The following is a 23,454-nucleotide window of genomic DNA, read 5'->3' as shown; positions in this document are numbered from 1 at the left end:
CCATGAGGGCACCCTTACCCGGCCGCCGCGGCCCCACGGTCGGAGCCCGTGGGGCACCGCGGAAGGCGCGCGGCGCGCGCTCGCGCGGCAGGGGATCCCGGGGGTCCACGTGCAGACCTTGCAATGGACCTGTCAGAAGGGTTGGCGTCGCAGGCCCGGATGCCTACCGTAGGAGCAGAACATGAGCCGGACTCACATTAAGGATCCGTGTGATGATCATGCTTCACCCCCCACGCCGCAAACTGAGATCCGTCACTGCGGTGTCCCTGCTCATCGCCGTGATGGCCCTGGTGCTCGGCGCGATTCCCAGCTCCGCGGCGGAGTCCGACTGGTGGACCCCGACCGCGCGGCCCACGCCCGACGCCCAGGTCAACGTCACGGGCGAGCCCTTCAAGGGCACCGACGCCCAGGGCCGCGTCAAGGGCTTCGTCGACGCCCACGACCACATCATGGCCAACGAGGGCTTCGGCGGCCGGCTGATCTGCGGCAAGCCGTTCTCGGAGCAGGGCGTCGCCGACGCGCTCAAGGACTGCCCCGAGCACTACCCGGACGGCTCGCTGGCCATCTTCGACTTCATCACCAAGGGCGGTGACGGAAAGCACGACCCCAACGGCTGGCCCACGTTCAAGGACTGGCCCGCCCACGACTCGCTGACCCACCAGCAGAACTACTACACCGGGATCGAGCGCGCCTGGCGCGCCGGCCAGCGGGTGCTGGTCAACGACCTGGTCACCAACGGCGTCATCTGCTCGGTCTACTTCTTCAAGGACCGCAGCTGCGACGAGATGACCGCCATCCGCCTGGAGGCGAAGAAGTCGTACGACATGCAGGCCTACATCGACAAGATGTACGGCGGCCCCGGAAAGGGCTGGTTCCGGATCGTCACCGACAGCGCGCAGGCCCGCAAGGTCGTCGAACAGGGCAAGCTGGCCGTCGTCCTGGGGGTCGAGACCTCCGAGCCGTTCGGCTGCAAGATGATCCTGGACAAGGCCCAGTGCAGCAAGGCGGACATCGACCGCGGCCTGGACGAACTGCACGATCTCGGCGTGCGCAGCATGTTCCTGTGCCACAAGTTCGACAACGCCCTGTGCGGGGTGCGCTTCGACTCCGGCGCCCTGGGCACCGCGATCAACGTGGGCCAGTTCCTGTCGACCGGGACCTTCTGGAAGACGGAGACCTGCCGCGGCCCGCAGCACGACAACCCCATCGGCAACGCCGCGGCACCGGAGGCGCAGAAGAAGCTCCCGGCAGGGGTGTCCGTACCCACGTACGCCGCGGACGCGCAGTGCAACACCCGCGGGCTGACCGACCTGGGGGCGTACGCGACGCGCGGCATGATGAAACGCGGCATGATGCTGGAGATCGACCACATGAGCGTCAAGGCCGCGGACCAGGCCTTCGACATCCTCGAATCCGAGGCGTACCCCGGCATCATCTCCTCGCACAGCTGGATGGACCTGGGCTGGACCGAGCGGCTCTACAAGCTCGGCGGGTTCGCCGCCCAGTACATGAGCGGCTCCAAGGCGTTCAGCGACGAGGCCGGACGCACCAAGGCGCTGCGCGACAAGTACCAGGTCGGCTACGGCTACGGCACCGACATGAACGGTGTCGGCGGCTGGCCCGCGCCGCGCGGCGCCGGCGTCCCGAACCCGGTGAAGTACCCCTACCGCAGCACGGACGGCGGCTCGGTGATCGACAAGCAGACCACCGGCCAGCGCACCTGGGACCTCAACACCGACGGCGGAGCGCACTACGGCATGGTGCCCGACTGGATCGAGGACATCCGGATCGTCGGCGGCCAGGGAGTCGTGGACGACATGTTCTCGGGCGCCGAGTCCTACCTGCGCACCTGGGCGAACTCCGAGAAGTACGAGCCGGGGAAGAACCTGGCCGCGGGTGCTTCCGCCAGCGCGTCCTCGACGGAATGGTGGGATCCGTTCACCAACTTCGCCCCCGCGAGGGCCGTGGACGGCGACACGGGCACCCGCTGGGCCAGCGAGTGGAAGAACGACCAGTGGCTGCGGATCGACCTCGGCGCGGTGAACCCGGTCAAGCGCGTCACCCTCGACTGGGAGGCGGCGTACGCGAAGTCGTACCGCGTCGAACTGTCCGAGGACGGCACCAACTGGAAGACGGTGTGGTCCACGACGGCCGGTGACGGCGGGCTGGACACGGCGCGGTTCGCCGAGACCAAGGCGCGCTACGTGCAGATCAAGGGGCTGGAGCGCGGCACCAAGTGGGGCTACTCGCTCCAGGAAGTGGGCGTCCACAGCAACTGACGGTGCCGGCGGCCGGTACGGCGGAACCGGCGGCCGGTGCCCGGGGCCGGTCCTGCCGGACGAGAGTTCCTCGTCCGGTGGGGCCGGCCCCTCCCTGTGCGCCCCGAGACCCGGCCCCCCAAGCGGAATGGCTGCTCGCACGTCTTCACCGCCCGGCCGACCTGCTGAGCTCCCTGCCGTACGTGCCGGTCCCGCCGATCGCCTCTCTCGTGCTCGGCGGGCCCGGCGGGCCGCGGTGTGTTCATCCGAGCCGGTGGTTCAGGTAGCTGTTGAGGACTCGTTTGCACTCGGCGATCATCTCGGCGTCGCCCTCGGGGTCGGTACGGAAGGCCAGCTTGAGCACGCTGTCCGCGCACTCCAGGGCCACCCGCACGGCGAGTTCCAGATCGGCGTCGTCCCGGATCCGGATCAGCGACGCGGTCAGCGAGCGCAGCCGCGCGGCCACCGCGGTGTTGTTGTCCAGGGACGGCGACAGGATGCGGTCCTGCCCCTCCGAGCCGAAGTCGACCACGCCGAACCCGGTGATCGTGCGGCGCATGGTGACGAACTCGTCGACGGTCACGTCCACGATCCCCGGGATGCCTTCGGGCTCCTCGCGCTCCAGCCGGTCCGCGACCCGCTCCAGGAAGGACTCCAGGTTGCGCGAGGCCAGCGCGCCGATCAGCCCCTGCCGGTCGGAGAAGAACTGGTACAGGGTGCCGATCGGCACCTCCGCCCTGCGGGCCACCTCCTTGGTGGTCAGCGCTGCGTAGCCGACCTCGTCCAGGAGTTCGGCGCAGGCGTCCAGCAGTCGTTCGAAGCGTTCCGCGCTGCGCTTCTGGACGGGCAGCCGGCGCAGCGTTCCCGCGTTGCGATCTTGATTCACGCTTCCATCATCCCATCGAACGCATTAACGTGAGCCATGCTCATGTTTTAGGAGGACAGACGTGACACTGGACCATCTCCCCGCGGACTTCGTCTGGGGCGCCTCGACGGCGTCGTACCAGATCGAGGGCGCCACCAAGGAGGACGGCCGCGGGCCGTCGGTGTGGGACACCTTCACCGCACGCCCCGGCACCGTCCGCGACGGACACACCGGCGACGTGGCCTGCGACCACTACCACCGGTACGAGGAGGACCTCGCGCTGATGGCCGAGGCGGGCCTCACCGGCTACCGCTTCTCGATCGCCTGGCCCCGCGTCCTGCCGACCGGTACCGGCGAGGTCAACCAGCGGGGCCTGGACTTCTACGACCGGCTCGTCGACGGTCTGCTCGCCCGCGGCGTCGAACCCGTACCGACCCTCTTCCACTGGGACCTCCCGCAGGGCCTGGAGGACCACGGCGGCTGGCTGAACCGCGACACCGCATACCACTTCGCCGCGTACGCCGCTCTCGTCGCCGACCGGCTGGGCGACCGGGTGAAGAAGTGGATCACCCTGAACGAGCCCTTCATCCACATGGTCTGGGGCTACGGCCTCGGTACGCACGCGCCGGGCCGCGCCCTCTTCCTGGACTGTCTGCCGGTCGCCCACCACCAACTCCTCGGCCACGGCCTCGCATTGGCGGAACTGCGGTCGCGCGGCCTCCAGGTGATGATCGCCAACAACTGCACCCCGGTGTGGCCCGCCTCGGACTCCTCCGCCGACCTCGCCGCCGCACGCGCCTACGACAACCTCCACAACCGCCTGTTCAACGACCCTCTCCTCACCGGCGGTTACCCGGATCTGTCCGCCTTCGGCGCGGACCCCACGCTCGGCGGTTCGGTCCGGGACGGCGATCTGGAACTGATCTCGGCCCCGCTCGACGCGCTCGGCATCAACTACTACAACCCGACCCGGATCCAGGCCCCGACGTCCGAGGGGCTGCCGTTCGAAGAGGCCCCCATCGAGGGCTACCGCCGCACCGCCTTCGACTGGCCCGTGGTCCCCGACGCACTGCGGGAACTCCTCGTCGGACTCAAGGAGCGCTACCCCGCGCTGCCGCCCGTCTACATCACGGAGAACGGCTGCTCGGTCGAGGACGTCGTCGGCGCGGACGGCACCGTCCCCGACCACGACCGCATCGACTACCTGGACACCCACATCCGGGCGGTCGACGCCGCCGTGGCCCAGGGCGTGGACGTGCGCGGCTACTTCACCTGGACCCTGATGGACAACTTCGAATGGGCCGAGGGCTTCCACCAGCGCTTCGGTCTCGTCCACGTCGACCACGACACCCAGGTCCGCACCCCGAAGGCGTCCTTCGCCTGGTACCGGGACCTCATCCGCGCCCACCGCGGCTGAGCCGGCCGTCGCGGGACCGGGGAACCCGGGCGTCCTTTTCGGACGTTCTCGCCAGGTCCGGCGAAGCCTGCTCCGCGCGGGAGTCACCCGGCCCTATGCTTCTACACGCTCGTAGAGCAAATGGGGGTGCCCCGCGCCCCGCCGTCCCGGCGGCGGGGCACCGCGCCCCCTTCATCTGCGTGCCTCTGAGTCCCACGCACAATATGAAGGAGCGGACGCCATCATGGTGTTCAAACGACTGCTCGGCTCGATCGGTGTCGGTGGCCCCACTGTGGACACGGTACTGGAGGGGGGACCGTTCCTGCCCGGCGGGACGGTGCGGGGCGAGGTGCAACTCGTCGGCGGAAAGGCCGACTTCGACATCGAGCGGATCACCCTTGAGCTGGTCGCCCGGGTCGAGGCCGAGCACGAGGACGGGGAGAGCGAGGGCGTCGTCGTCTTCGACCGCGTCCAGGCCGGTGGCGGCTTCCGGCTCGCGGAGGGCGAACACCGCGATGTCGCCTTCGCGTTCACCCTTCCGTGGGAGACCCCCGTCACCGAACTGTGGGGTCAGCAGCTGGGCGTCGCGCTCGGGGTACGGACGGAACTGGCCGTCGCGGGCGCCAAGGACAAGGGCGACCTCGACCAGCTGACCGTACGGCCGCTCGCGGTGCAGGAGGCCGTACTGGAGGCCCTCGGCGGGCTCGGCTTCGGCTTCAGGTCGGCCGACCTGGAGTACGGGCACATCGACGGCACCGGCCAACAGCTCCCCTTCTACCAGGAGATCGAGCTCACCCCGGCCCCGCAGTACGCGCACGCCATGGGCGAGATGGAGGTGACCTTCCTGGCCGGTCAGGGCGGCGTCGAGGTGGTGCTCGAAGCGGACAAGCGGGGCGGACTCTTCTCCTCCGGCCACGACGCGCTCACCTGCTTCGCCGTCAGCCACCAGAGCGTCGGCCAGTACGACTGGAACGCGGAGGTCGACGGCTGGGTGCGTCAACTGGTCGGCTCCCACGGCGTCCCCGCCCCGCACAGCGGCGACGCGTACGGTCACGCCCACGGATCCCACGGCTCGCACGGCGGGCATCCGCACAAGGACGAGCACGGCCACCACGGCGGCGGACACCGCTCCGGGCCCGGCATGGGCACCGTGGTCGCCGCGGGCGCCGCCGGTGTGGCGGTCGGCGTGGTCGGCGGCATGGTGGCCGCCGAAGTCGTCGACGAGGTGGGCGACTTCTTCGAGGGCGACGACGAGGACTCCGAGGAGGAGTACGGCGGCGACGAGGACTGACGGGGACCCAGGCCGCCCCGGCCGCACCCGGCTACCGGGCTGCCCCCTCCCGGGCTCAGGGCTCCCGGCTCCCGGGCCCCCGGGCTCCCCGGCCCCGGGCTCCCTCGCTCCCTCGCTTCCTCGCTTCCTCAGCGGACGCTGCGGAAGTCCGGGCCGACCACGAGCGTCACCGTCTCCACCGGGGCGGCTCTCGTCGCCGCGCCCGGGATCCGGGACGCCAGGACCTCCGCGTGCTTCTTGAGCGCCGCCGGATACTCGACCGCGGTCCGCTCCACCGGGGCGGGCGCGTTGCCCGTTCCGGTGACCGAGTAGCCCAGGGCCGTGAGGCTCTGGGCGACCTTGGAAGCCGCCCCCGGCCTGCCGCTGCCGTTGAGCACCCGCACACGTACCGACTTCGCGTGGACCGGGTTCTTCGCGGCGGCTTCCAGCTTCTTCTTGTCGACCTCGCGGTCCTGCGCCAAGGAGTCGAACAGCTCGGCCGCCTGCGGGAACTGCCACACCACATTGGCCCGGTCGGACGGCACGTCCGCCTCGCGGGCGTAGTTCGGCACGGTCAGGAAGGTCAGCCGGTCGCCCTCGATGCCCTTGAGTTCGGACGCCAGACCGTAGAGGGGCTTGATTCCCGCCAGCGCGTTGTCGGTGGTCAGCGACTTGGTGATGGAGTCGAGCACTCCGTACAGCGCCCCCGGGCTGGTGAGCTTCTGCTGCGCCTTCCCCATCAGCGCCTGGAGGAACTCCTGTTGGCGGTTGATGCGTCCCAGGTCGGAGCCGTCGCCGATGCTGTAGCGCGTGCGTACGTAGCCGAGCGCCTGCTCGTCCCGGACGGTCTGGCAGCCGGCTTCGAGATCGAGCTGCGCCTTCGGGTCGTGGATCGCCGACCTGGGACAGATCTCGATGCCGTCGAGAGCGTTGACCATCCCCTTGAAGCCCTGGAAGTCGACGGACACGAAGTGGTCGATGCGCAGCCCGGTGTTGCGTTCCACCGTCCGGATGGTGCACGCGGCGGCCTCGGAGACCCGGCCGCTCGTCCCGCCGATGGCGAACGCGGAATTGATCTTGAACGTGTGCGGGGTGGAGGACGTTCCGTCGCCCTTGTCGCAGGCGGGGATGGGGACCCAGGAGTCGCGGGGCAGGGAGACCACCGTCGCCCAGCTGCGGTCGGCCGACAGGTGCAGGACCATCAGCGTGTCCGACTGCATGGTGACCAGGCCCTTGCCGTACTTGGCGTTCCCGCCGGCACGCGAGTCGGAGCCCACCACGAGGATGTTCTTCGAGCCGGGGCTCAGATTGACGGGCCGGTCGGTGCCCAGCTTGGCGTCGACGTCCGCACCCCGGATGTTCCCGTCCAGTCCCTGATAGACCCAGAACGCCGCCCCGCCGGCCAGCAGGAGCAGCGCGACCACGGCACCGCCGCCCCACAGGGCCCAGCGGCGGCCCCGCCGGACGGGCCTGCCCGGGGCGCCGCGTGCGGCCCTCTCCCGGCGTTCCGACCTGCTCCTGCCGCGTGTTCCCATGCTGTCGCCTTTCGCACCCGTCGGCCCTCGCCGGGCCGTGATGCGGCGCGACGGATGCGGATTCTACAGCTCTGTAGAAGTAATGCGGAAAGCTCGTTCCGTACGCCCGCCACGACGGGCGAGAGGAGGCTTCGGGGTGCCCTCATCCGTAGGTGGCGGCCTCCAGGACCAGGAACAGGGCCACGGCCGCGTTGAGCGCGGAGAACGTGGAGGCGGCGGCTCCGGCCGCCGCGACGATGGCCGCGAGCCCGGCGGAAGTGAGCGTCGGCGGCCAGCTGTTGACGGGCGGGCCGGGCCGGAGCAGCGCGGCCACCCGGCGCGGAACGGGGCCCGCCTCCGCGAAGGCCGCCAGCCCGCGGAACACCGTACGGGCGGACGGGCGCGGGCCGGAGACGAGCGCGGCCCTGCCCACCGCACGGGCGGTCGTGCGCCGGTCGCCGGTGGCGCGGGCGGCCTCCTCGTCGGCCCACCGCTCGGTGCAGTAGCCGACGGCCTCGCGGAGCGGCCGCAGCAGCGGATTGGCGCGGCTCGCCAGCCGTACGGCGAGGAGCAGCCGGTGGTGGTGGCCGTGGAGGTGGGCGCGTTCGTGGGCGAGGAGGGCGTGGCGTTCGGTGTCGGTGAGGGCGGCGAGCATGCCGGTGGAGACGAGGATGCGGCCGGGTGCACCGGGCAGGGCGTAGGCGTACGGTGCGTCGTCGCTCAGTACGGCGACCTCCGAGGACGTCCCCAGACCGGCCAGCGCGCGGTGCGCCCGGGTGCGGTAGCGGCGGTCGCGGTGGAGGGTGAGCCCGCAGGCGAGTACGACCGCCATCAGCGCGACGATGGAGAGTTTTCCGGCGATCTCGTCGTGCGGGACGGCCTCGCGGACTTCAGGGTCGGACCAGCTGTCGGGCAGCGGGTTGCCGGGCAGCTGCGCGGTGCCCACGACCACCAGGAGGCACAGGCACACGGTGCTGCACACGGCCAGGATCACCGCCACGGCCGTCAGCAGACGCGCCGCGGTACGCGGATGCAGATGCTGCTCGGCGAGCCGGGCGATGGGCAGAGCGGTCAGCGGCAGGATCAACGGCAGGAAGACGAAAACGCCCATCGGCTCAGCTCTCCGGCCCTTCGGACCCGTCCGCCGAACCCTCACCCAGCAGCGTGCGCAGCAGCCGCTCGTCGTCCGGCGACAGCGCCGAGACGAAACTGGAGAGCACCGCGTCCCGGTCGTCCTCCCGGTCCAGCAGCTTGCGCATCCGCAACGCCACCAGCCCCGCCCCGTCCGCCACCGGCGTCCACTCGAAGGACCGCCCGGCACGCGTCCGCGTCACCGCCCCCTTCTCGTACAACCTCGTGAGAATCGTGATGACAGTGGTGTAGGCGAGGTCGCCGCCGAGCTGTTCCTGCACCCACCCGGCGGTCACCGGGCCGGGCGCGGAGCCGAGCAGGGAGAGCACCTGCGTCTCCAACTCGCCCTGACCACGCCTGCGTTCACGCGGTCGCGCGGCCTTCCCGTCGCCCGCGCCGCCGCCGTTGTCCTCGGCCGTCATGTCCGGCACCCCTTTGTCCACCGCCCGGCGGCTGCCGCGCGGGCATCGCGACATCGTACGCGGGGCGAGTTCCTCCAACGGGTGCCGCGAGCGGCCCGTGGCCGGAAATGCCCTGGCAACAGTCGCAGTTCGTATGCACCAGAACTTCTACAGTGCTGTAGATTTTTGATCCTGTCACACCTGCCGCCGGGACGTCGTGTGCGTCCCGGCACCAACGAAGGGAATCCCCATGGGCGTCAGCCTGGCCAAGGGCGGCAACGTATCGCTGAGCAAGGAAGCCCCCGGCCTGTCCGCCGTCCTGGTCGGCCTGGGCTGGGACGTACGGACCACCACCGGCGCCGACTACGACCTCGACGCCAGTGCGCTGCTCGTGGACGAGGCCGGGAAGGTGCTGTCCGACGCCCACTTCGTCTTCTTCAACAACCTGAAGAGCCCGGACGGTTCGGTCGAGCACACCGGCGACAACCTCACCGGCGAGGGCGAGGGCGACGACGAGTCGATCAAAGTCGACCTGGCGGCCGTACCCGCCCAGGTGGCCCGCATCGTCTTCCCCGTCTCGATCCACGACGCCGAGAGCCGCGGCCAGAGCTTCGGCCAGGTCCGCGGTGCGTTCATCCGCGTGGTCAACCAGGCCGGCGGCGCGGAGATCGCCCGCTACGACCTGAGCGAGGACGCCGCCACCGAGACCGCGATGGTCTTCGGCGAGCTGTACCGCAACGGTGCGGAGTGGAAGTTCCGCGCGGTGGGCCAGGGTTACGCCAGCGGACTGGCGGGCATCGCGCAGGACTTCGGCGTCAACGTCTGACCGACCCGGCCCGCCACCGGGCCGTGTCACCGGGGTGCGGGTCTCGCCCGCACCCCGGGCGGGGTGCCCCGAACCCGCACACCCACCTCTCACCCACTCCCCTCGCGCCCCCTCCGTACCACTCCGCCCTCTCCGCCCCCCCTCCACACCTCAACGCAAGGAGAACCGCGTGTCCGTGAACCTGAGCAAGGGTCAGCAGATCAGCCTGAGCAAGTCCGACGGCGGCACACTGACCGTCGTACGCATGGGGCTGGGCTGGAAGGCCGCGCCGCGCAAGGGATTCCTGGCCAAGCTGACCGCCCGCGAGATCGACCTGGACGCCTCGGCGGTCCTCTTCGCCGACAAGCAGCCGGTGGACGTCGTCTTCTTCCAGCACCTCGTCAGCGACGACGGCTCCGTCACCCACACCGGGGACAACCGGGTCGGCGGCGCCGGACAGGGCGGTGACGACGAGTCGATCGTCGTCGACCTGGCCCGGGTGCCCGTCCACGTCGATCAGATCGTCTTCACCGTGAACTCCTTCACCGGGCAGACCTTCGAGGAGGTCGACAACGCCTTCTGCCGGCTCCTGGACGAGACGAACGGCCAGGAACTCGCCCGGTACACGCTCACCGGCGGCGGGCGCCACACCGCTCAGATCATGGCCAAGGTGGTCCGGCAGGGCAGCGGCTGGCAGATGGCGGCCCTCGGCTCGCCTGCCGACGGCCGCACCTTCCAGGACCTCATGCCCGCCATCACTCCCCACCTGTAGGACCTGTCTCCCCAGAGGATTCGGATGAAGAGACCACTGCGTTTTACGGACGAGGACCGGGCCGCGTACGCGCGGCTGGTGGACGAGGCGATGGCCTCGGAGGAGATCCGGGGCCTGCTGCGGCACTCCGCCCTCGACCGGGGGAAGCTGCGGACCGGGGCGCTCGGCGCGGGCCCGGCCGTCGCCGCCGCGGCCCGCGAGGAGTACGAGGAGTTCGCCGCCCTGCGACGCGCGGCCGGAAACCCCGCGGCCCTGTCCGGGCCCGCGCACCAGGAGCGGAGCAGTGCCGGGGCGAGTGCCGTGCTGGCCGTGCTCGTGCCCGTGCTCTCCTTCGCCGCCGCAGCGACGTTCCTCCTCCTCGGATGGGGGATACGCGTCACCAAGGGCGATGCGACCGTGGCCGAGCCCCTGATCACCACCGGGTGGAGCTGCCTGGTCCTGGCCGTGCTCAGTGCTGCGGCGGCCTGCGTCGCCCTCCTGCGCACCGCCCTCGCCCACCGGGCCCCCGGCCCCCGAACCGCGCCTGCCCCCGAACTGCTCCGCGCCCGCGAAGCCTGGCTGACCGCCCTGCGCGACCGGGGCGTCATGCCGTACCTGAGGAGCCGGCTCCAGGCGGGCGGCACCACTCCCCCGGACCCGGGCAAGCCCGCGGCACACCACCGCCCGGCATGGGACAGCCCATCCTTCACGAGCCCCGGCGCCCCCTGACGCGAGCCGACGGACAGCGGTCCGGGCGGGGTCGCTCAGCTTGGGGTGCGGCCCAGGTAGGCGGCCAGCCGGTCGAGCGCGGGCGCGTCGTCGGGCACGGGTCGCGGCGGGGCGAAGGAACCGGCGGCGGTGCGGGGCAGGCCGCCGAAGATCTCCCGTACGACGGGCAGGGCCGACCCGGCGGGGCCCGGAACGAGATCGCGGTCCTGCCCGGTGGCCCTGGCCAGGTCCCAGCCGTGGACCAGCATCTCGATCACCAACTGCTCGACCAGCCGCCTGCCCGGCGCGGGACCGTACCGCCGGTCGAGCATGCCGGGCCGCCCGAAGGCGGCCAGCGCGGCGTCCGATGCGGTACGGAACGCCTCGACGTGATCCGCGCCGAGGTGGTCGGCGGCCATGTCGGTACGGGGAGCCCCCTCGGCCAGGCCCGCCCACAGCAGGTTCTCCCACACCAGGTGGTCGAGCAGGGCCCGTACGTCCCAGTCGGCGCACGGTGTCGCCAGGGCGAACTGGTCCGGAACCACGGCGGCCACGAGGCCGTTCACCGCGGCCAGGACCTCACGGCAGGCGCTCAGCACACCCGCCGGCCCCCACGCGTCGGCGCCGCTGTCGTACATCCCGTCGAGTTCCGCCGCGCGGGCGCCGGGTTCGGGGTTGGTCCGCAGCGCGGTCGTCAGCCATGCCCCGGCGGCTGCCATGCCCGGCCGCACCGGCAGGCCGTTGATCAGGCACAACAGTTGCCAGTACCGCTCCACATGGGCGTCGGAGGCGACTTCGAGCTGCTCCAGCAGCACTCTGCGGGCCCGCGCGTCGTCCACGCGCGGCGGGTCGGGCAGCAGCGCCTGGGAGGGCAGCCAGGCAGCCACCACCTCGGCCACCAGGGCATCGGCGGCGGGTGAGTCCGGAGCGAGCCCGTCCGCCATGGCCGCACCGACCAGACCCAGCCAGTGGTCGGTGACCCGCTGCACCTCACGCAGCACGTCCTCGTCGTGCTCACCGGGTGCGTACGCGGCGGCGTACCGGGCCATCCGGCGCATCCCGGTGCGCAGCGCGGGGTCCGCGACCAGTTCGCTCAGTTCGAGCCAGGCGTCGACCTGCTCGTCCGTGGGGTCGTCGGGCAGCTCGGGCGTGGCCGCAAGCAGCCCGCGGCGGTAGGCCGGAACGTCCAGGTCGGCCAGTGTTCCGGTGACGAATTCCCTGATCAGGGTGCGGCGTTCGGCGGCGGACATACGCGCCAGTGCGGTCATGGAGGCAATTCCCTCGGTCGTGGTGTTCCGGCGGGTCACGGAGCGCAGGACCGCCTGCTGAGAGCGCAGCGTACGGATCCGCTCCTCCAGTGCGTCGGCGTGCGCCGCGGCCACTTCGGCCAGGGTGTGCTCGCGGTCCAGGACGTCACGGATCGCCGCCAGACCCAGCCCGAGGTCCCGCAGGGTCCGGGCCAGCTCCAGGCGGACCACGGCGTCGGGGCCGTAAACCCGGTATCCGGCAGAGGTCCGGGAGGCCGGTGGTACGACCCCGGTGTCGGACCAGTGCCGGACGAGTTTCACCGTCAGCCCGGTCTTCCGCGCCACCTCTCCGATGCTCCACGCCTCGGCGTCGTCGATGTTCACGCACACCACTCTCGGGTCTCCCACGGTGGGAGAGTCAACCGCAGGGGGGATTCAGGCGCTCCACCGGCTCCCGGACCGGTCGCGAGACAAGTGCAGAAACGATTCAGCATCTGATTTCGCACTCCTACTCATCCACGCCGAGGGGGCGGGGTCGGCGGCCGTTGGATCCACCAGCCGACGGTGCACCGGGTCGGGAGCGCCGGGCCGGGCGGGACCGGCCGGGGTTGCCCGTACCCCGCACCCGGGCCCTCGTCCGCCTCGGCGATACGGGGAAGTTGGCGGCCCTGCTGCTGCCAGGCGAGTACCAGGGCATCGAAGATCGGCGTACCGGAGTCGACGTGGAACGCGGGAGGCGGGACGGGCCGCCGGGTCGGTGCCGGTAGTTGTGGGCGGGACAGGACTGCTTGTGGTGACATGGGCTGCATGTCCGGGCCAACGACTCCGGCGGTCGGCGCGTGTGGGCCCGTAACCGATTCTTCACACACCCTCACGACCGTTGGCCTACCCATCCATTCTCGCGCTACCACACGCGTCCATCGATGTCGCCGTCCCGCGCCGGGGCCGCCCGCGCCCCGGGGTCGTAGAGCCGCTTCCCCCGCGCGGGGGAGGCAGGTCACCCCGCCGAGTGATGTCCGGCGCCCCGCGCACTGGGATCTTCGAAGTGAGCGGGCTTCCCTTCGGCCCTGTCCCTCGCGGACCCGGAGGACCCGCCTTTCCACAGGCGTTCGACCGACCGTGCGAGGTAGCTCATGTCCACACCCAGGATCCTGATCGTCGGCGGCGGTTTCGCCGGGCTGGAGTGCGCTTACCGGCTGGAGCGCAGGCTGGCGGCCCGGGAGGCCGAGATCACGATGATCAGTGATCAGAACCACCAGCTGTACCTGCCGCTGCTGCCACAGGTCGCGGCCGGGAAGCTCACCGCGCAGTCCATCGCCGTACCGCTGCGGCGCCTGCTGCGCCGCACCACGCTGGTGCCGGGCACGGCCGTCGGCGTGGACGCCGCGGCGAAGGCCGTCGTGGTCCGCACCATCGACGAGCGGCTGCGCACCCTGCGCTACGACCATCTGGTGCTGGCGCCCGGCAGTGTCACCCGGCAGTTCGACATACCCGGGGTGTCCGAGCACGCGATCGGCATGAAGACCCTCGCCGAGGCCGCCTACCTCCGCGACCATGTCATCGGCCAGCTCGATCTGGCCGCCGCGGCGGGCGACGACCCCGAGGAGCGGGCCGCGCGGCTGCGGTTCGTGGTGGTCGGCGGCGGCTACGCGGGCACCGAGACCGTCGCCTACCTCCAGCGGCTGACCAGCCGCGCGGCCAAGCGCTATCCGGGTCTGGACGCCAAGGAGATCCGCTGCCACCTGGTGGACCTGGCCCCGAAGCTGATGCCGGAACTCGGCGAGGGGCTGGGGAGGAAGGCGCTGCGGGTTCTGGAGAAGCGCGGTGTGGAGATCTCCCTGGGTGTCTCGGTGGCCGCCGCCGCCCACGATTCCGTGACCCTGACCGACGGCCGGACGCTGCCGTGCCGGACGCTGGTGTGGACGGCCGGGGTCGCCCCCAGTCCGCTGATCGCGACGCTGGACGCGGAGACCGAACGGGGGCGGCTGGTGACGAACGCGGACCTGACCGTGCCGGGGCTCGACGGGGTGTACGCGCTGGGCGACGCCGCGTCCGTTCCGGACCTGGCGACCGCCGCGGACGCGGTCTGCGCGCCGACCGCCCAGCACGCCACGCGGCAGGGCAAGGCCGCGGCGATGAACGTGCTCTCCGCGATACGGGGGTTTCCGAGCGCCGACTACCGGCACCGGGACCTCGGTCTGGTGGTGGACCTGGGCGGCCCCCAGGCGGTTGCCCGGCCCCTGGGGGTACCCCTGAGCGGACTCGCCGCGCAGGGGGTGACCACCGCGTACCACCTGATGGCACTGCGCACACTGACCGCGCGCTACCGGGCGGTGGGCGGCTGGCTGCTCAACGCGCTGGCGGGGGACGACTACGTACGGATCGGTCTCCAGGCGGGCCGCAGCGCGACCCTGGACGACTTCGAGAGCAAGGAGGGCTACTTGAGCCGGGAGCAGGTGCGGGAGCTGACGGGAAAGTAGCAGCGGAGGAGCGGGTGGCGCGAGCAGCTGAAGCGGCGCCGAGCGGGTACGGGAGCGCTGTGTGAACCTGTTGTCCATGTCGACCGTCGCCACCGTCGTGGTACTGCTCATCGCAGCCCTGCACGTGTACATCCTGGTTCTGGAGATGTTCCTGTGGACCGGTCCGAGGGCGCGGGCCGCGTTCGGGACGAGCATCGAGTTCGCCGCCGAGACGAAGGCGCTCGCTGCCAACCAGGGGCTCTACAACGGCTTCCTCGCCGCCGGTCTGGTGTGGGGCGCGGTGGCGTCCGACCCGGTGGGCTTCCAGGCGAAGGTGTTCTTCCTGGTGTGCGTGGCGGTGGCCGGTCTGTACGGTGCCGCGACGGCCAGCCGGCGGATCCTCTTCGTACAGACCGTGCCCGCGCTGATCGGGCTGGGCCTGGTGCTGGCGGCCCACTGAGCCAGGCCGGTCCGGGGTACGTGTCGCAGGTGCCGGTCGCAGGTGCGACACCACCGGCGGGCGACGCGAAACCGCGTGCGGTCGCCGCCCGGCCGTGCTGGGATCGACCACTATGAAAGGCCATTTCCTCGACGAAACCGACCTGCTGGACAGGATGGAGCGGAACCTGGCGGAACACGCCTGCCACCTGCACCGGAGCATGACCGGTGCGACCGTCACGGAGACCGGTGACCTCCTGGTCGCCGACAGCGGCCTGGACGACGACACGTTCAACATCGTCGCCGCGGCCCGCTTCACCGCCGCCGACGCCTCGGCACGTATCCACGAGACCGCCCGGACGCTGGCCGGCACCGGCCGTGGCTTCTCCTGGTGGGTGGGGCCCGCCTCGACACCGCCGGATCTCAGCGCCCGTCTGACGGACGCCGGGCTGCCGGTGTCCGAACACGAGACGGCCATGTGGGCGGAGCTGGACGGCGCCCTGCCGCCGCCGGTCGTACCGGGGCTGGACATCCAGCGGGTGACCACGCCCTACCAGCTGGCCGACTACGCCACGGTGCTCGCCGCGAACTGGGACCCGCCCGCCGAGACCGTCCGCCGCTTCTTCGCCCGGACCGCCCCACAGGCCCTGGCCGCGCACTGCCCGGCCCGGTACCTGGTCGGCTATGTGGAGGGCCGTCCGGTCTGTTCGGCCGAGGTGTTCCAGCACGCGGGGGTCGCCGGCATCTACAACATCTCCACCCTGGCCCCTCACCGCCGACGGGGCTACGGCGGCGCCCTCACACTCGCGGCACTCCGCACGGCCCGCGACAAGGACCACCGCATCGCGGTCCTCCAGGCCTCGACGGACGGCGAACCGGTCTACCGGCGCCTGGGGTTCCACGCCTGCGGCCGGTTCACCGAACACGCCGTCACCCCTTGAGGCAGGTCAAGGCCCGTACGCCCGGGGCAGTACCGGGTCCGCGCCCGGCTCATCGTCGCTCGACGGGAGCGTGCGGTGGGAGACGGGGCGGATGGTGCGACGGGGCACGTACGGTGCGGGACGGCCCGTACGGCTCGGGAGGGCGCGTACGGCGCGAGACGGAGCGTACGTCCGAGGGGGCGCGTGCGGTGCGAGCGCGAGGGTCGTGAAGGCTTCGCCGGACGCAGGCCGGCTCGGGTGCGAGCCACGCCCTAGGGTCGCCCGCATGCCTGAGCCCTCCTCCTTCCTGACCGCAGTCCGTGAGTCGTACGACACCGTCGCCGCCGACTACCCCGAACGCGTCCCGCGCCCCGCCGAGTTGGACCCGCTGTCACGCGCGATGCTGGCGGCGTTCGCCGAGCTGGTCCGGAACGCCGGTCCTCGGCCGGTCGCGGACCTGGGGTGCGGCCCCGGTCTGGTGACGGCGCACCTGGCCGGGCTGGGGGTGCCCGCCTTCGGCGTGGATCTGTCGCCGCAGATGCTCGGGCTGGCCCGGCGCGCCCATCCGAACCTGTGGTTCACCGAGGGTTCGATGACCGCGCTGGAGACGGGCGACGGCGAGCTCGGCGGCATCCTGGCCTGGTACTCCACCCACCACACACCCCCGAAGTGGCTGCCGACGGTGTTCGCCGAGTTCCACACCGCCAAGCTGGAGCAGGAGCCCGGCGGGCGGGTGACGAGACCGCACGCCTGTCTGCTGGCCCGCAGGCCCGAGGGCGCCTGACGGGGCCGCCATGCCCCGGCGGACCGAAGCCGACCGGCCCGCACCCCCGGCGGCCATGAGGTGGCTTCGGGTGGGGCGGGCCGGGCGGGGCGCACGTACCGGCGCTACAGCACCAGTGACAGCAGCAGGACCAGTGCTCCGGCGACGACCGAGATGATCGTCTCCATGACCGACCACGTCTTGATGGTCTGGCCGACGTTCATGCCGAAGTACTCCTTGACCAGCCAGAAGCCCGCGTCGTTCACATGGCTGAAGAAGAGCGAACCGGCGCCGATCGCGAGGACGAGCAGAGCGGCGTGCGAGGTCGACATGTCGGCTGCGAGCGGCGCGACCAGTCCGGCGGCCGAGACCGTCGCCACGGTGGCGGAGCCGGTGGCGAGGCGGATGACGACGGCGATCAGCCAGGCGAGCAGAAGCGCGGGGATCGACCAGTCCTTGGAGATCTGCAGGACCATCTGGCCGACACCGGAGTCGATGAGGGTCTGCTTGAAGCCGCCGCCCGCGCCGACGATCAGGAGGATGCCCGCGATCGGGGCGAGTGACTTCTCGACGGTGGCGGTGATCCTTCCCTTGGAGAACCCGGCGGCGCGGCCCAGCGTGAACATGCCGACGATGACGGCGGCGAGCAGGGCGATCAGCGGCGAGCCGATGACGTCGAAGACCCGCTGGACGGTGTGCTCGGGGTTGTCGACGACGATGTCGACGAGGGCCTTCGCCAGCATCAGGACGACGGGCAGCAAAACGGTGGCGATGGTCGCGCCGAAGCTGGGCAGCCGGGCGGCGGACTTGTCCGAGTCGCCGTCGGCCGGGGCCGTTTCCTCGGACGGTCGGCGCGGCATCATCTTCTCCGGCACCGGGATGTCGACCCAGCGGGCCGCGACCTTGGAGAACATCGGGCCGGCGATGATCACGGTCGGGATCGCGACGAGCACACCGAGGGCGAGCGTGACGCCCAGGTTGGCGCCGACCGCGTCGATGGCGACGAGCGGGCCGGGGTGCGGCGGGATCAGGCCGTGCATGACGGAGAGACCTGCGAGGGCGGGGATACCGATGCGCATCAGCGAGTAGTTGCCGCGCTTGGCGACCATCAGCACGACGGGGATCAGCAGCACGATGCCGACCTCGAAGAACAGCGGCAGTCCGATGACGCTGGCGATCAGGACCATCGCCCAGGGCATGGACCGACCGCCCGCCTTGGCGAGGATGGTGTCGACGATCTGGTCGGCACCTCCTGAGTCGGCGAGGAGCTTGCCGAGGATCGCGCCGAGCGCGATCAGCACACCGACGCCCGCGACCGTCGAGCCGAGCCCGGTGGTGAAGCTGCTGATGGCCTTGTCGAGCGGGGCACCGGCGAAGGCCCCGAGCGCGAGCGACCCGATGGTCAGCGCCAGGAACGCGTGCACCTTGAACTTCGAGATGAGCAGGACAATGACGGCGATGCCCGCGAGGACGGCGATCCCGAGCTGGGCGTGGCCCGCCGAGGTGATCGGCTCTGCGGCATCCGCTGCCAGCGTCTCGACGCTGAGACTAGTCACGGTGTTTCCCTTGCAGGAGAGATGGGGGTACGGGGAATTGCGGGGGGGGCGTTACAGAGGTTCGGGGGGTTTGCGGGGAGGGGACGCGTCCACGTGCGCGTCGGGGGCGCACCGCCTGTGGGGCGGTGCGGGGTTCACTGCGAGGAAGGCCGCGGGGGCTGGGCGCCGCCGTCCGCCGACGGGTCGGGGGCAGTCGGCTCGGGGTCGCCGACGGCCGTCGTCGGGTCCAGGGCGGACAGGGCCGCGACGGCCCGCTCGGTGATCTCCTCGGGGCTGCCCGCCACGTCGACCTCGACGCCCGCCTCGTCCGGGCCGAGCGGCTGGAGCGTGGCGAACTGCGAGTCGAGCAGCGCGGTCGGCATGAAGTGCCCCTGGCGGCGTGACATCCGGCCCTCGATCAGCTCTCTGGAGCCGGTCAGATGGACGAAGGTGATGCCGGGAGCGGCGGACCGCAGCCGGTCGCGGTAGCTCCGCTTCAGCGCGGAGCTGCTGACCACGCCACCGAGTCCGGCCCTGCCGTGGGCCCAGACGCCGATGGCGTCCAGCCACGGCCACCGGTCGTCGTCGGTCAGCGGGGTGCCCGCCGACATCTTGGCGATGTTCGCCTCGGGGTGGAAGTCGTCGCCCTCGGCATAGGGAACGCCGAGCTGTGCCGCGAGCAGGGGGCCGATCGTGGTCTTGCCGGTCCCTGCCACGCCCATGACTACGACGACGTGCGGTGTGTGCATTGCTGCCTCGCTGTCTTCTTTGACATCTCGCACGGCCGCCGGTCGTGCGTTACGCCACTGAAACCCATTAGGTCAGAGGAATTCAAGAGTCTGTGACTCAAAAGTCATACTTATTATCGCCGGGGGGCCTCGTAGGCTTACGCCATGACTGCACAGGCCCGCGGGCTGCACGCCCACGTACTGGAAAGCCTCGGGCCCGCCATCACCGGAGGCGAGTACCCGCCCGGGAGTGTCCTGCGGACGGACGAGCTGTCCCAGGAGTTCGAGGTGTCGCGCTCCGTGATGCGCGAAGCGGTACGGGTCCTGGAGTCCATGCACCTGGTGGAGTCACGGCGCCGCGTCGGCGTGACCGTGCTGCCCACCGAGGAGTGGAACGTCTACGACCCGCAGGTCATCCGCTGGCGGCTGGCCGGCGCCGACCGGCCCCGCCAGCTGCGCTCCCTGACCGTGCTGCGCTCCGCCGTCGAGCCCACGGCCGCGGGCCTCGCCGCCCGCAACGCCACCGCCGAGCAGTGCGCGGCCCTCACCGAGTGCGCCATCGGCATGGTCGCCAACTCCCGCGGCCAGCGCCTGGAGGGCTACCTCCTGCACGACGTCGAGTTCCACCGGACGATCCTGAGGGCGTCCGGCAACGAGATGTTCGCCCGCCTCGGCGACGTGGTGGCCGAGGTGCTCACCGGCCGCACCCACCACCAGGTGATGTTCGAGGACCCCGACCCGGCGGCGGTCACCCTGCACGTCAAGGTCGCCGAAGCGGTCCGGGAACGGGACGCGGTGCGCGCCGAACAGCTGACCCGCGAGATCACCATCGGCGCCCTGGAGGAACTGGACGTGCTGGCCCCCTGAGGGCTGCCGGACGCGCGGGCGGCCCGTACACCGGGACCGGGACCTCACGACCGGAACCTCACGGCCGGAAGGTCAGGACACCAGGCCGACCAGGGCGAATCCGCTGCCCACCGCCGTGGCGGTGGCGACGAGGCCCGGGATCATGAAGGAGTGGTTCAGGACGAACCGGCCGATCCTGGTGGTGCCCGAGCGGTCGAAGTTCATCGCCGCGATGAACGTCCCGTAGGCCGGCAGCAAAAAGTAGCCGTTGACCGCGGGCCACATCGCGATCAGCAGCGGGGCCGGTATGCCGAGGGCGATCCCGAGCGGCATCAGCGCCTTGGTGGTGGTCGCCTGGCTGAAGAGCAGCGCGGACAGCAGCAGGAGCATCACGGCGAAGAACCACGGGTGGGCCTCGGCCACCGAGCCGAGCGCGCCCGTGATCCGCTCCTGGTGGGCACCGATGAAGGTCAGTCCCAGCCAGGACAGGCCGAATACCCCGATGACGGCGACCAGCCCGGAGCGCGCGGCCTCCGTCCTGGGGACCTTCGCCGCGTCCACCCGGCACAGCATCAGGATCAGCGCGCCGGCCCCCAGCATCAGGATCTCGACCATGGACGCCATGGCGATCGGACTGCCGTCGTCCGCGACCGGCCGCAGCACCGGGAAGAGGCCGGTGACGACGACGGCGAACGTGCCCGCCATGAAGAGGTACGCGGAGCGCCGCGCCCCCTCGGGCAGGGTGCGCCCCGCACCCTGCGCCCCGCCGCTCCCCGCGACCGCCACCTCTTCGATCTCGCCCGCTGCGAGCCGCCTGCGGTACTCCGGGTCCCGGTCCAGGGGTTTTCCGATCCGGGACTGTACGAGGGCGGCGACCAGCACGCCCAGCAGGGTCGCCGGCACCGATACGGCCATGATCTTCGGCAGGCTCCAGCCGTCGCCCTCGAAGAGCACGATCATGGCCGCCATCGCGGCGGAGACGGGCGAGGCGGTGATGCCGACGGTGGCCGCGATGGAGGAGACCGCCAGGGGGCGTTCCGGACGTATGCCGCCCTGCCGGGACACGTCGTGGATCACCGGCAGGAGCGGGTAGAAGACGTGCGCGGTGCCCGCCCCGACGGTGAAGGCCCAGCTGACGACCGGGGCGATCAAGGTGACACGGGACGGGTGGCGCCGGATGATCCGCTCGGCGACCGACACCAGGTACTCGATACCGCCTGCCGCCTCCATGGCCGAGGCGGCCATGATCACGGCCAGGATGATCAGGATCACGTCGACGATGCCGCCGGTGTCGGCGGGCGCGACGCGGAACACGGTGGCGAGGACGAACACGCCGACCGCCCCCCAGAGCCCCATCGCCACGCCCCCCTTGCGCGAACCGATGGCGATGACCGCGATCATCACGGCGAGCTGGAGAAACATGCTGAGCACGGAGGCAACCTTGGGGTGTGGCCCGGGAGAGGCGGAACTCTGATCCTCGCCACCCTGACACCGGCCCGAACCGGATCGGGAGGGGGCCATGGTCGGGGCTGTCGGAGCACAAGGTCCCCCGCTCGCACGGCCTAAGTCGCACGGCGGTGGGCACCCCCGGTGCCCGTGGTCTTCGCCGGGATGCCGCCGCCCGCCGCCCCCGGCGCCCTGCCGCGTCCGCGGGGGCCAGGAGGTACCGGGCCGAAGGTCCTCACCCGCGCGGGCGAAGGGTCGGGGAAGGGCCGGTGTGCCGCGCGTCTCCTCGGCGGTCGGCCGGACCGGCGCTCGGCGCTCCGAACCCGCCGTGCGGCATCGCCTCCCCCACGTGCGGTACGGCGCCCACGCCCGCCGCGCGCAGCCTGCGGTGCGTCCGGAGCCCGTCAGTTCGCGGGGGCCGGGGGCTCGGTGGGTCCGGTGTCGCCGCGGTCGCGGGCGGCCGGGCGGGTGCGGTGCATCGCCCAGCCGACCAGGGCCGCGGAGACCACGGTGAGCACCGCTCCGGAGAGGGTGACCGCCGACCGGAACTGGCCGGTCTGCGCCGCACTCCAGTGCCCCGCCGCGACGTTCCCGGCGAACAGGGCGGCCAGTACGGTGCCGACCACGGCGACCCCGACCGCGGCGGTGACCTCGGCGGCGGTGTCGATCAGCGCCGCGCCGGTGGACGTGCGGTTGCGGGGCAGGCCGTTGAGCACGTTGACCCCGGCGGCGGCACCGACGACCCGCATCCCGGCGGCCACGAACACCAGGGCGACCGCCACGCCCGGATAGCCGAGGTTGCCGCACAGCGTGTAGATCGCGAGCCCGGTCACGACCGAGCCCGCGCTGAGCCAGGCGGCACGGTCGATGCCGACCCGCTCGACGAAGCGGTGGACGAACGGCCCGCCCGCGATCAGCACGGCGACCTGGGGCAGCATGCCGAGGGACGCGAGCGCCGGCGACCAGCCCCAGTCCAGCTGGAGTTGCAGGGTCACCAGGTAGGCGAGGCCCGCGTTGGCCAGTCCGGCCGCCGCCTTGTAGGCCAGCCCGCCGGAGACCTGGGGCCGGGCGACGAGCGCGAGGTCGAGCAGCGGATGCCGGGCCGACCGCTCCCGTACGACGAAGAGGACCGCTGCCACGACGGCACCGGCGACGGCGGCCCACGGGGCCCACGAACCGGCGCCCGTGTGCGCGAACAGGGTGGGGGCGACGAGCGCGAGTACGAGTGCCGCGGTGCCGAGCACGCCGCCGGCCAGGTCGGTCGGCGCCTTGTGCAGGTCGGCCGGGTCATCGGCGGGGACGCCGGTCCGGATGCCGACGATCGCGAGCACCACGATCGGCACGTTCACCAGCAGCAGTACCTGCCACGGGGCGAAGGAGAGCACGAAGCCGCCCACGGTGGGGCCGATGGCCAGCCCGACCATGCCCACGGTGGAGATCAGGGTGATCGCCTTGACCCGCAGGCCCTCCTCCTCGAACAGCCGGAAGGCCATCGCCATGGTTCCCGGCGTGGTCATCGCGGCGGCGAGGCCCATCACCGCGCGGACGGCGATCAGCTCGCCCGTGCTGCTGACGGCGATCGTCGCCAGGCTCGCGACGCCGAGCAGGGTCAGTCCGACGAGCATCACGCTGCGGCGGCCCAGCCGGTCGGCGACCACTCCGAAGACCAGCATCAGGGCGCCGAAGACCACCGAGTAGCCGTTGGTCACCCACTGGAGGGCGACCGTGGGGGCCGCGAGTTCGCGGCCGATCGTGGGCAGGGCGACGTTGAGGACGGTGTTGCTCATCATCTCGAACAGGAAGACCGCCGAGAGGCCCGCCAGTGCCACCCGCGCCTCGCGCAGGGAACGGAACGGGCCGGACGGCCCGGGGACCGGGCGCTCCTGGATGACGCGTGGGGAAGACATGGGATTCCTCTCGTGAGGAGTCGTGAGGAGCCGGACAGGGGTGGGGCGCGGCCCCGTCCACCCTCC

The 23,454-nt window shown here is 71.6% G+C and carries 20 protein-coding genes; 11 read left to right on the top strand and 9 right to left on the bottom strand.

Features of this window, described 5'->3' with window-relative positions; all coding sequences use genetic code 11:
- Positions 1-218: 218 nt before the first annotated feature.
- Positions 219-2,279 carry a discoidin domain-containing protein gene (locus tag ACFYVL_RS34455; protein ID WP_389252023.1) on the top strand — a complete coding sequence of 687 codons (2,061 nt, stop codon included), beginning with the start codon at positions 219-221 and terminating at the stop codon, positions 2,277-2,279.
- Positions 2,280-2,520: 241 nt separating this feature from the next.
- Here ACFYVL_RS34455 and ACFYVL_RS34450 read toward each other — a convergent pair whose 3' ends face one another.
- Positions 2,521-3,144 (bottom strand): TetR family transcriptional regulator, encoded by a 624-nt coding sequence (locus ACFYVL_RS34450; protein ID WP_389252021.1) that lies wholly within the window; start codon positions 3,142-3,144, stop codon positions 2,521-2,523.
- Between the two features lie 61 nt (positions 3,145-3,205).
- On the opposite strand from ACFYVL_RS34450, the gene ACFYVL_RS34445 reads away from it, so the two are divergent.
- Together ACFYVL_RS34445 and ACFYVL_RS34440 are read left to right on the top strand one after the other, a co-directional pair.
- Complete coding sequence (locus tag ACFYVL_RS34445) at positions 3,206-4,540, top strand: GH1 family beta-glucosidase (RefSeq protein ID WP_389252019.1); 1,335 nt, start codon at positions 3,206-3,208, stop codon at positions 4,538-4,540.
- Positions 4,541-4,763: 223 nt separating this feature from the next.
- The gene (locus ACFYVL_RS34440; RefSeq protein ID WP_389252017.1) at positions 4,764-5,810 is read left to right on the top strand and encodes a sporulation protein; all 1,047 of its coding nucleotides are present in this window, start codon (positions 4,764-4,766) and stop codon (positions 5,808-5,810) included.
- Positions 5,811-5,938: 128 nt separating this feature from the next.
- Here ACFYVL_RS34440 and ACFYVL_RS34435 read toward each other — a convergent pair whose 3' ends face one another.
- The 3 genes from ACFYVL_RS34435 to ACFYVL_RS34425 form a co-directional block, all read right to left on the bottom strand.
- Positions 5,939-7,324, bottom strand: coding sequence for an LCP family protein (locus ACFYVL_RS34435; RefSeq protein WP_389252015.1), 1,386 nt, complete (start codon positions 7,322-7,324; stop codon positions 5,939-5,941).
- Between the two features lie 142 nt (positions 7,325-7,466).
- Positions 7,467-8,414 (bottom strand): M56 family metallopeptidase, encoded by a 948-nt coding sequence (locus ACFYVL_RS34430; protein ID WP_389252013.1) that lies wholly within the window; start codon positions 8,412-8,414, stop codon positions 7,467-7,469.
- 4 nt (positions 8,415-8,418) lie between these two features.
- Positions 8,419-8,856 (bottom strand): BlaI/MecI/CopY family transcriptional regulator, encoded by a 438-nt coding sequence (locus ACFYVL_RS34425; RefSeq protein WP_389252010.1) that lies wholly within the window; start codon positions 8,854-8,856, stop codon positions 8,419-8,421.
- A gap of 229 nt (positions 8,857-9,085) precedes the next feature.
- On the opposite strand from ACFYVL_RS34425, the gene ACFYVL_RS34420 reads away from it, so the two are divergent.
- From ACFYVL_RS34420 to ACFYVL_RS34410, 3 genes are all read left to right on the top strand, one after another.
- Positions 9,086-9,661, top strand: coding sequence for a TerD family protein (locus ACFYVL_RS34420; protein WP_389252008.1), 576 nt, complete (start codon positions 9,086-9,088; stop codon positions 9,659-9,661).
- A gap of 169 nt (positions 9,662-9,830) precedes the next feature.
- Positions 9,831-10,412, top strand: coding sequence for a TerD family protein (locus ACFYVL_RS34415; RefSeq protein ID WP_389252006.1), 582 nt, complete (start codon positions 9,831-9,833; stop codon positions 10,410-10,412).
- A gap of 24 nt (positions 10,413-10,436) precedes the next feature.
- A complete protein-coding gene (locus ACFYVL_RS34410) occupies positions 10,437-11,120 on the top strand; it encodes a hypothetical protein (protein ID WP_389252004.1) in 684 nt (227 codons plus the stop codon).
- A 35-nt stretch (positions 11,121-11,155) separates the two neighbouring features.
- On the opposite strand, the gene ACFYVL_RS34405 is transcribed toward ACFYVL_RS34410, so the two are convergent.
- Positions 11,156-12,754, bottom strand: a complete 1,599-nt coding sequence (locus ACFYVL_RS34405) for a TIGR03086 family metal-binding protein (protein WP_389252002.1) — start codon at positions 12,752-12,754, stop codon at positions 11,156-11,158.
- A gap of 725 nt (positions 12,755-13,479) precedes the next feature.
- On the opposite strand from ACFYVL_RS34405, the gene ACFYVL_RS34400 reads away from it, so the two are divergent.
- The 4 genes from ACFYVL_RS34400 (at position 13,480) to ACFYVL_RS34385 (ending at position 16,947) form a co-directional block, all read left to right on the top strand.
- The gene (locus ACFYVL_RS34400) at positions 13,480-14,826 is read left to right on the top strand and encodes an NAD(P)/FAD-dependent oxidoreductase (RefSeq protein ID WP_389252000.1); all 1,347 of its coding nucleotides are present in this window, start codon (positions 13,480-13,482) and stop codon (positions 14,824-14,826) included.
- A gap of 76 nt (positions 14,827-14,902) precedes the next feature.
- Positions 14,903-15,265 (top strand): DUF1304 domain-containing protein, encoded by a 363-nt coding sequence (locus ACFYVL_RS34395; RefSeq protein ID WP_389252165.1) that lies wholly within the window; start codon positions 14,903-14,905, stop codon positions 15,263-15,265.
- Positions 15,266-15,419: 154 nt separating this feature from the next.
- Positions 15,420-16,184 carry a GNAT family N-acetyltransferase gene (locus tag ACFYVL_RS34390; RefSeq protein ID WP_389252163.1) on the top strand — a complete coding sequence of 255 codons (765 nt, stop codon included), beginning with the start codon at positions 15,420-15,422 and terminating at the stop codon, positions 16,182-16,184.
- A gap of 265 nt (positions 16,185-16,449) precedes the next feature.
- Positions 16,450-16,947 (top strand): class I SAM-dependent methyltransferase, encoded by a 498-nt coding sequence (locus tag ACFYVL_RS34385; RefSeq protein WP_389251998.1) that lies wholly within the window; start codon positions 16,450-16,452, stop codon positions 16,945-16,947.
- A 104-nt stretch (positions 16,948-17,051) separates the two neighbouring features.
- Here the strand turns inward: ACFYVL_RS34385 and ACFYVL_RS34380 are convergent, their stop codons facing one another.
- Positions 17,052-18,482 carry a GntP family permease gene (locus tag ACFYVL_RS34380; protein ID WP_389251996.1) on the bottom strand — a complete coding sequence of 477 codons (1,431 nt, stop codon included), beginning with the start codon at positions 18,480-18,482 and terminating at the stop codon, positions 17,052-17,054.
- 134 nt (positions 18,483-18,616) lie between these two features.
- Entirely contained in the window at positions 18,617-19,210 is a 594-nt protein-coding gene (locus ACFYVL_RS34375) for a gluconokinase (RefSeq protein WP_389251994.1), read from the bottom strand.
- Positions 19,211-19,354: 144 nt separating this feature from the next.
- Between ACFYVL_RS34375 and ACFYVL_RS34370 the strand changes: the two genes are divergently transcribed.
- Entirely contained in the window at positions 19,355-20,056 is a 702-nt protein-coding gene (locus ACFYVL_RS34370) for a FadR/GntR family transcriptional regulator (protein ID WP_389251992.1), read from the top strand.
- Between the two features lie 72 nt (positions 20,057-20,128).
- On the opposite strand, the gene ACFYVL_RS34365 is transcribed toward ACFYVL_RS34370, so the two are convergent.
- Together ACFYVL_RS34365 and ACFYVL_RS34360 are read right to left on the bottom strand one after the other, a co-directional pair.
- A complete protein-coding gene (locus ACFYVL_RS34365; protein ID WP_389252161.1) occupies positions 20,129-21,457 on the bottom strand; it encodes an anaerobic C4-dicarboxylate transporter family protein in 1,329 nt (442 codons plus the stop codon).
- Positions 21,458-21,885: 428 nt separating this feature from the next.
- Positions 21,886-23,388, bottom strand: coding sequence for an MFS transporter (locus ACFYVL_RS34360; protein WP_389251990.1), 1,503 nt, complete (start codon positions 23,386-23,388; stop codon positions 21,886-21,888).
- Positions 23,389-23,454: the final 66 nt, after the last annotated feature.

The organism is Streptomyces sp. NPDC004111 (genome assembly GCF_042874215.1).
In the GTDB taxonomy this organism is placed as follows: domain Bacteria; phylum Actinomycetota; class Actinomycetes; order Streptomycetales; family Streptomycetaceae; genus Streptomyces.
Note: the sequence above shows the minus strand (reverse complement) of the source record. Positions and strands in the feature narration are given on the sequence as shown.

What these genes read in the sequence shown, in the direction of transcription:
- ACFYVL_RS34400 (WP_389252000.1), top strand. Translation starts at nt 13,480, where the DNA reads ATGTCCACACCCAGGATCCTGATCGTCGGCGGCGGTTTCGCCGGGCTG.
- ACFYVL_RS34370 (WP_389251992.1), top strand. Translation starts at nt 19,355, where the DNA reads ATGACTGCACAGGCCCGCGGGCTGCACGCCCACGTACTGGAAAGCCTC.
- ACFYVL_RS34395 (WP_389252165.1), top strand. Translation starts at nt 14,903, where the DNA reads ATGTCGACCGTCGCCACCGTCGTGGTACTGCTCATCGCAGCCCTGCAC.
- ACFYVL_RS34390 (WP_389252163.1), top strand. Translation starts at nt 15,420, where the DNA reads ATGGAGCGGAACCTGGCGGAACACGCCTGCCACCTGCACCGGAGCATG.
- ACFYVL_RS34410 (WP_389252004.1), top strand. Translation starts at nt 10,437, where the DNA reads ATGAAGAGACCACTGCGTTTTACGGACGAGGACCGGGCCGCGTACGCG.
- ACFYVL_RS34440 (WP_389252017.1), top strand. Translation starts at nt 4,764, where the DNA reads ATGGTGTTCAAACGACTGCTCGGCTCGATCGGTGTCGGTGGCCCCACT.
- ACFYVL_RS34455 (WP_389252023.1), top strand. Translation starts at nt 219, where the DNA reads ATGCTTCACCCCCCACGCCGCAAACTGAGATCCGTCACTGCGGTGTCC.
- ACFYVL_RS34430 (WP_389252013.1), bottom strand. Translation starts at nt 8,414, where the DNA reads ATGGGCGTTTTCGTCTTCCTGCCGTTGATCCTGCCGCTGACCGCTCTG.
- ACFYVL_RS34365 (WP_389252161.1), bottom strand. Translation starts at nt 21,457, where the DNA reads ATGTTTCTCCAGCTCGCCGTGATGATCGCGGTCATCGCCATCGGTTCG.
- ACFYVL_RS34385 (WP_389251998.1), top strand. Translation starts at nt 16,450, where the DNA reads ATGCCTGAGCCCTCCTCCTTCCTGACCGCAGTCCGTGAGTCGTACGAC.
- ACFYVL_RS34425 (WP_389252010.1), bottom strand. Translation starts at nt 8,856, where the DNA reads ATGACGGCCGAGGACAACGGCGGCGGCGCGGGCGACGGGAAGGCCGCG.
- ACFYVL_RS34435 (WP_389252015.1), bottom strand. Translation starts at nt 7,324, where the DNA reads ATGGGAACACGCGGCAGGAGCAGGTCGGAACGCCGGGAGAGGGCCGCA.
- ACFYVL_RS34420 (WP_389252008.1), top strand. Translation starts at nt 9,086, where the DNA reads ATGGGCGTCAGCCTGGCCAAGGGCGGCAACGTATCGCTGAGCAAGGAA.
- ACFYVL_RS34375 (WP_389251994.1), bottom strand. Translation starts at nt 19,210, where the DNA reads ATGCACACACCGCACGTCGTCGTAGTCATGGGCGTGGCAGGGACCGGC.
- ACFYVL_RS34360 (WP_389251990.1), bottom strand. Translation starts at nt 23,388, where the DNA reads ATGTCTTCCCCACGCGTCATCCAGGAGCGCCCGGTCCCCGGGCCGTCC.